Consider the following 6,838-nt stretch of genomic DNA (forward strand, 5'->3'; position numbering starts at 1 on the left):
GGGCGGGGGCTTCCTCGACGAGTTTTTGGTGGCGGCGTTGCAGGGAGCAGTCGCGGGTGGAGATGACGACGACGTGGCCGTGGGCGTCGGCCAGGCATTGGGTTTCCACGTGGCGGGGCCGGTCGAGGTAGCGTTCGACGAAGCATTCGCCGCGGCCGAAGGCGGCGGTGGCTTCGCGGACGGCGCTGTCGTAGGCGTGGGGGATCTCGGCGATGGTGCGGGCGACTTTGAGGCCGCGGCCGCCGCCGCCGTAGGCGGCTTTGATCGCGATGGGCAGGCCGTGGCGGTGGGCGAAGGCGATGGCTTGGTCGGCGTCGGTGACGGGGTCGGGGGTGCCGGCCACGAGGGGGGCGCCGACGCGGTGGGCGATGTGGCGGGCGGCGACTTTGTCGCCGAGGGCGGTGATCGCGGCTGGGGGTGGGCCGATCCAGGTGAGGCCGGCGTCGATGACGGCTTGGGCGAAGGTGGCGTTCTCGGCGAGGAAGCCGTAGCCGGGGTGGATGGCGTCGGCGCCGGTGGTGTGGGCGATGGTGAGGAGTTTGTCGATGGCGAGGTAGGTGTCGGCGGGGGTGGTGCCGGTCAGGGCGTGGGCTTCGTCGGCCAGGCGGACGTGCAGGGCGTCGAGGTCCTGGTCGGCGTAGACGGCGACGCTGGCCAGCCCGGCGTCCTTGCATGCGCGGGCGATCCGCACGGCGATCTCACCACGATTGGCGATCAGGACCTTGCGGAAACGACGGTTCATTGCGGCCTTCGCAGCAGGGGGGACGGTCACGCGAACTCCTCACCGGATTTCCTGGTACATCACTCCAGAGCTATGAAATACACCGATTCCGCAAGGGTAATCAGGTATGTCCTTTTCTTGACACCCCTACAAAATCGGCCCCGGAAGCGCGGACCGTGCCGGCGGCCGGACGCGGCAGGACCCGCGCGACGCAGCCCGCCGACACGGTTCAGGCGGTGACCGGGCTGTTGAATTCGAGGCTGGACGGCAGGTCCGCGCGCCGGGTGATGTTCAGCTTGCGGTAGGTCCGGGTCAGATGCTGCTCCACCGTGCTGATCGTGATGTAGAGCTTGCCGGCGATCTCCCGGTTGGTGTATCCGGCGGCCGCCAGGACGGCGACCCTGCGCTCGGCGTCGCTCAGGACGGTGCCCGGCTCGGCCGGCGGCGTCGCGGTGCCGCCGTCCCCGTCCCGGGGCAGCGCCCTGCTCACCGATCCGATGCCGCATTCCCGGGCCACGGCCTGCGCCCGGCCCGCGATCATTCCCGCGCGGCGGTACTCGCCGAGGTCCTGGTAGACCTTGACGAGATCGGACAGCGCCCTGGACAGCTCGTACCTGTCCCCCGCCGACTGCAGCAGCTCGACCGCCTGGCGGAGCAGGGTGGTGCGCTGCCGCGCGTTGCCGGTGGCGGCCATCAGGCGCATGGCGACGCCGTGCGCCCTGGGCGTCGCGGGACCGCAGCGCCTGAGCTGTTCCTCGACGAGCTGACGCGCCTGCTCCGGCCGGCCCAGACGCAGGCAGGCCTCGGCGGCGTCGGCCCGCCAGGCGACGAGTCCCGGCACGTCGAGCTCCCACCTGCCCATCAGCTCGCCGCAGCGCTGGAAGTCGCGCAGCGCCAGGGCAGGGTGGTCGGTCGCCAGGCTGTAGCGGCCTCTGGCGTGCAGGTAGTGCAGGCCGTACCGGGTCCGGAACATGGCGTCGGGCACGGGCTGGTCGAGATACTCGTGCACGGCGCCGTACTTGCCCATCGCCGTCAGGGCCAGGACGAGGCTGCTCAGCGGCCCGCCGGCGGCGACGCCCCAGCTGCTCAGGGGGATGATGTCCAGAGCGGCGCGCGCGTGGTGCTCAGCGCCCGGCATGTCGCCCTGGCGGACCGCGATCTCGGCCCGGATGGCGGCGAGCCTCGCCTGGCGGCTCGGGGCCTGCAGTGCGGACGCCTCCGCGCTGAACAGGTCGCACCAGGGCGCGGCCCGGTCGGGCCGCCCGGCGTAGGTGAGGGCCAGGAGCGCGCTCTCCACGGTGTCCATCGACATCTCGTCGAGGCGGCAGCCGCGCAGGATCCGCTCGACCGCGTCCAGGACCTCCTCGCGCGGCCCTCTGGTGAGCACGTCGGCGAGCGCGAGCGCGGCGTCCAGTCGGCGGTTCGCCGTCACCGACACGATGGCGGCGCGGTCCTGCTCGCCGGTCGTCTGCTGGAGGTGGGCCTGGAAGGGGGGGTGGGTGGCGCGCAGCCACGGGCGGGCGATGACGAGCTCCGTCACCGTCTCGGAGTCCATACCGCTCCCCGACTCGTTCAGATGCTCCAGCACGTCCCGCGCGTCCTCGAAGCGGCCGTGCCACAGCAGCGCCCGGGCCAGCACCACGGCGTCGCTCCCCCGGAGATGGCCTCGCTGCATCGCCTCGGCGAGTTCTGCCAGGTGTCCTGCGGGTGCGGCGGGGTTGATCCGCCATTCGGCGCGCACGAGCATCGTGGTGATCTTGATGCGGTGCTGCTCGTCCACGCACTCGCGCCACGCCAGCCGCAGGTAGGCGACCGCCGACTCCACGCGCCCTTCGCGCAGGGCGTTCCTGGCCGCGTCCTCCAGTACAGAGACCCCCCAGGGGGCGTCGACCCGGCCGGCCTGGAGAAGGTGGTCGGCGACCGTCGTGGTGGAGGCGCCGCCCTCGTGGGCCAGCTCCGCCGCGCGCCGGTGGAGATCGGCCCACTCCCCGGAGTCCACCTCGGCCAGTACGGCGGTGCGTGCCGCCTCGTGCCGGAAACGGCCCAGGGCGAGCAGGCCGGCGACGGTCAGGAAGTGCAGCGCCCGGATCACTGACGCGGGACCGACCCCGAGCAGCTGGGCCAGGGAGTCGGGCCCGCCGAGGATGGCGAGCCCGCGGGCCACCCGGAGCATCTGCGGCTCACCGCGGCGCAGGCACGACAGCACGGCCTGGCCGTACCGGTCGCCGACGACGAGCTCCGCGGGCGTCTCCCCACCGGAGGCGTGCAGGAAGTCCTCGTAGTCGTCCACCAGCGCCCCGGCCAGCAGCGGGTTGCCACCGCTGACGGCGTACCAGTCCTCGGAGAACCGCTCGGCGGCCTCCTTCCCCACCCGCCTGGCGACCAGGGACATCACCCCCGCCCTGGAGAGCGGGGCGAGCTGGATGCGGCGGCAGTGCGGCTGGCGCAGCAGCTCGGTCTGGAAGAACGTCTCGCTGGACCACCCGTGGTCGGAGTGGCTGAACACCGCGACGATCCGGGCGAACCGCACCCGCCGCGACAGATAGGAGAGGCAGAGCAGGGACGCGCGGTCGGCGTGCTGCACGTCGTCCACGACGATCATCAGCGGATACCGCTCCGACAGCTCCAGCAGGAGCGTGCACAGGGCGTGGACGATCTGGGCGTCGACATGGTCGAGAGGCTCCGCCTGGGAGCCGGACGGCGTCACGGTGCGGGCGCCCTCGTCCAGCAGGGCCATGGCCCGCTCACGCTCCTCCGCCACCAGCGGCGAGTCCTGGATCAGCTGGCGCAGCACGCCCAGCGGCAGATCGCGCTCGACGCGCGACCCCGTCGCCGTGACGGGCAGGGCGCCCAGTTCGAGGGCCTGCTCCGCGAAGCTGTGCAGCAGCTCGCTCTTGCCGGTGGCGACGGTGCCGCTCACCAGCGCGACCCTTCCCTTGCCCATGACCGCGTTGGCCAGAAGCCCCTCAAGGGAGGCCAACGCCTCATCTCTTTCGACCAAGCTCATGATCAGCCTCCCTCTTGGAGAAATGGGCCCGGCGGTTCAGAACCGCAACTTACGGCCGGACGGAGTACGCAGGTCCAATGAGTCGAGCGCCTTTTCCTTCTGCTTTTTGAGCTGGATTCTCCGCATCGTCTTCGCACCTTTCGATCTCGGCTGTTCTCCGATGGGGTGACGATGAAGACGCTATGCGGGTGCGGTTTCCATCCGTTATCGGCCGGCTATCACCCGCTCCGGCCCGCTGCCGCCCGCGGACGGCAGCCGGCCGTCACCCGCCCGCGGCGGCCAGCGGCGCGGCGATCCCCGGCTCCTGCGCGCCCCTGGCGGGCATGTGCTTCAGGCGCGCCCTGATGACGGCCGAACGCACCGCCGCGAGGGACGCGGTCTCGACGTCCCGGTCGATGCCCACCCCCCAGGAGACCCGCCCGTCCACCCGGCACTCGGCGTAGACGGCCACGTCCGCGTCCGGACCGCGATCCTGGCCGGCGATCCCGGTGCGATGGACGGCCCGCACGTCGAAACCCCAGCGGGTGAGCGTCGCCCGGACGGCCTGGACGGTATCCGCCCTGTCCGCGCCGACGTCGAATCTCTCGCCGTCGACATGGAGGGAGGTCGTCACCAGCTCGGTGCCGGAGGCGAGGGGGACGGGCAGGTCGGAGCTGGAGAGGTACTCGCGCTCGAAAAGCTGCCTGACCCGGCCGGGCGTGATCTCCCCGCCCTCCGCGTCGGCCTGCGACTGGACCACGTGCGCGAAGTCGATCTGCAGGTCACGCGGCAGGTTCAGGCCGTGCCAGGCGCTCATGACGTAGGCCACGCCGCCCTTGCCCGACTGGCTGTTGATCCGGACGACGGCCTCGTACGTCCGGCCCACGTCCTCGGGGTCGAGCGGCAGGTACGGCATCTCCCACGGGAGGTCTCCGACGGCGGCGCCCCGGTGGACGGCCTCGCGCTCCAGGGCGTCGAACCCCTTCTTGATCGCGTCCTGGTGGGAGCCCGAGAAGGAGGTGTAGACGAGGTCGCCCCCGTAGGGGTGCCGCGGATGGACGGACAGTCCGTTGCAGCGTTCGACGGTGCGGCGGATCTCGTTGATGTCGGAGAAGTCGATGCCCGGATCGACCCCGTGGGTGAACATGTTGAGTCCGAGCGTGACCAGGCAGACGTTGCCCGCCCTCTCGCCGTTGCCGAACAGGCAGCCCTCGATCCGCTCCGCGCCCGCCAGGAGAGCCAGCTCGGCGGAGGCCACGGCCGTGCCCCGGTCGTTGTGCGGATGGATCGAAAGGCAGACGTGCTCTCTTCTGGAGAGGTTCCGGCTCAGCCATTCGATCTGGTCGGCGAAGACGTTGGGCAGGGAGCGCTCGACGGTCGTGGGGAAGTTGAGGATGATCTCGCGGCCCGGTTCCGGCTGCCACACGTCCATGACGGCCTCGCAGACCTCCAGCGAGAAATCCAGCTCGGTGTCGCTGAAGAGTTCCGGGGAGTACTGGAAGCCGAGGTCGCAGTCGCCCAGCGTCTTGTCGGCGTATTTCATCATCAGCCGGGTTCCCTGCACCGCGAGGTCCTTGCACTCGTCCCGGCTCATGCCGAACACGACCCGCCTGAACAGCGGCGACGTCGCGTTGTACAGGTGGATCGTGGCGCGCGGCGCCCCCTCCAGGCTCTCCACGGTCCGCCTGATCAGCTCGTCCCGGGCCTGCACGAGCACCGAGATCCGCACGTCGGCGGGGATCCGCTCCTGCTCGATGAGCACGCGCAGGAAGTCGAAGTCGTCCTGGCTGGCGACCGGGAACCCGACCTCGATCTCCTTGTATCCCATGTCCACCAGGAGTTCGAACATCGCCAGTTTGCGGTCGGGGGACATGGGTCTGGCCAGCGACTGGTTACCGTCGCGGAGATCGGTCGACAGCCAGCGCGGCGCGGAGGCGATGGTGTTGTTCGGCCAAGTACGCTCGGGGAGGGATACAGGCGTGAACGCGCCGTAACGCCCGGCCTGTCGTCTCGTGGTCTTCACCGGCGGATTCCTTTCTATGCCTGCGCGATCGCCGTCAGTTGTTCGACCCGAAATACGTCGAATAGGAATACGGCGAGAGGATAACTTTGATTTGGCACGCTTCTGTTTCGTCACCCAGGCGGAAGATAACGGTTATTTCGGGATAAGCGGCGCTGAGGCCGAGGCTGACGAAGTAGTAGTCGCTGTCGAACACGATGCGATACAGCCCGCGCTCGAACTTCTGGCCCCACCACTCCGTGATGCAGCCGTCGCCATCGGTCTCGGCGACCGCGACGGCGCACCAGTAGCTGTCCTCGGCCCGTTCCAGACGCGCCCGCACGCCGGCGGCCGAGCGCCCGTAGACGCTGTCCAGCGCCTGTGCACTGATACCCATGTCAGGAACACCTATCTGCCAGGCCCGTCACGGCGGACCGTCTGATCATCTCTGTCATCACGCACCGGACCGCGGCGGCGGGCCTCCGCGGTCCGGTGGACGCCTTCATGCGTCCCGGCGCCTCCGACTCCCGTCCGACACGTGTCGACCCGGCCGCCGGATAACGGCGGACACCGGCCGGTCCGGCCCTCGGTCCAGGATCCCGGAGCCCGCTATCGATACGCCTTCGTCCCGCTATCGCCCATCGGCGTCCCGCTATCGCCCGCCGGCGTCGCGCTATCGCCCATCGGGCAGGGCCGGGGAGGCGAATGCCGCGGAGCCGCCGGCCGGGGGCGCCGCGGCCCGGCCGCACAATCGGCGAGCCCTCTCCGCAACCGGCCGCAAAAGGCGTCTACACCCTCTTGAGCTGCGCCAATGGCGCGTCAGAAGTGATCCGATAAGGACCGGATGGCGGCCGCTGCGAATGTCGAATTGCACAGACCGACCGGCCCGCGACGACAGGCCACTGTGACAGACGAGAGGGCAGAAAAATGAACGACTACACCAACAGCCGCATCTTCCGCATCGCTTTCTCCGCCATCATCGTCACCGCAGGTGTGGCGGCCACGGGCGCCGTCGCCAGTGCGGGTGTGGCGGCCACGGGCGCCGTCGCCAGTGCGGGTGTGGCGGCCACGGGCGCCGCGATGATCACGGTGGTGAGCGCGTCGGACGTCCAGCCGGTCCCGACCCCCACCC

General features: G+C 70.4%; 5 protein-coding genes. 1 reads left to right on the forward strand and 4 read right to left on the reverse strand.

Translation table 11 applies throughout. From position 1 onward, the window contains the following. The 4 genes from CA984_RS41640 to CA984_RS41655 all read right to left on the reverse strand — a co-directional run. Positions 1-742: biotin carboxylase N-terminal domain-containing protein (locus CA984_RS41640; protein ID WP_278249102.1), on the reverse strand; the 742-nt coding region annotated here is incomplete at its 3' end. 208 nt (positions 743-950) lie between these two features. Continuing rightward, positions 951-3,728 (reverse strand): helix-turn-helix transcriptional regulator, encoded by a 2,778-nt coding sequence (locus CA984_RS41645; protein WP_086578838.1) that lies wholly within the window; start codon positions 3,726-3,728, stop codon positions 951-953. Positions 3,729-3,990: 262 nt separating this feature from the next. Continuing rightward, a complete protein-coding gene (gene leuA, locus CA984_RS41650; protein WP_086578839.1) occupies positions 3,991-5,730 on the reverse strand; it encodes a 2-isopropylmalate synthase in 1,740 nt (579 codons plus the stop codon). Between the two features lie 34 nt (positions 5,731-5,764). Beyond that, positions 5,765-6,103, reverse strand: a complete 339-nt coding sequence (locus CA984_RS41655) for a hydroxyisourate hydrolase (protein ID WP_086578840.1) — start codon at positions 6,101-6,103, stop codon at positions 5,765-5,767. 530 nt (positions 6,104-6,633) lie between these two features. Here CA984_RS41655 and CA984_RS41660 point away from each other — a divergent pair. Beyond that, positions 6,634-6,838 (forward strand): hypothetical protein (locus CA984_RS41660; RefSeq protein ID WP_207621244.1); only part of this gene is annotated, 205 nt, incomplete at its 3' end.

The organism is Streptosporangium minutum, assembly GCF_002149035.1.
In the GTDB taxonomy this organism is placed as follows: Bacteria; Actinomycetota; Actinomycetes; order Streptosporangiales; family Streptosporangiaceae; genus Streptosporangium; species Streptosporangium minutum.